This is a genomic window from Gardnerella sp. CCPDSM, assembly GCF_056754715.1.
Map to the genome: position 1 here is coordinate 1 of NZ_JBQEQO010000075.1, position 476 is coordinate 476.

General features: G+C 44.7%; 1 pseudogene. It reads left to right on the forward strand.

The window, feature by feature from the left end:
* Positions 1-475 (forward strand): annotated as a pseudogene (locus tag ACTJLE_RS06600) (hypothetical protein); the annotation flags it as partial.
* Position 476: the final 1 nt, after the last annotated feature.

Genomic DNA, 476 nt, shown 5'->3' on the forward strand with positions numbered 1-476 from the left:
AAGCTTGGAGGTGGGTAATTTGGAAAATTTGAGTGTGGATTTAGAGACGTTTTCGAGTGTAAATCTTGGTAAATGTGGTGTTTACAAGTACGCAGAATCAGAGGATTTTGAAATACTGCTCTTTGGCTACAGTGTGGACGGTAGTGAAGTTCAGGTCGTTGACTTAGCACAAGGTGAAACCATACCCGAGGTTGTGCTTTCTGCTTTAACGGATGAAACGGTGACCAAGTGGGCGTTTAACGCTCAGTTTGAAAGAGTCTGTCTATCACGCTACCTGCGAGATAAAGGCATCAATGTTAACCCCGGTAAGACAGGAAAAAGTGAAGGCCTATTTTTAAACCCAAGCTCGTGGCATTGCACAATGATCTGGTCAGCCACCCTGGGGCTACCCATGTCGCTTGAAAACGTGGGAGCAGTACTGGGCCTTGATAAGCAGAAACTCACTGAGGGTAAGAATCTTATTAAATACTTCTGAG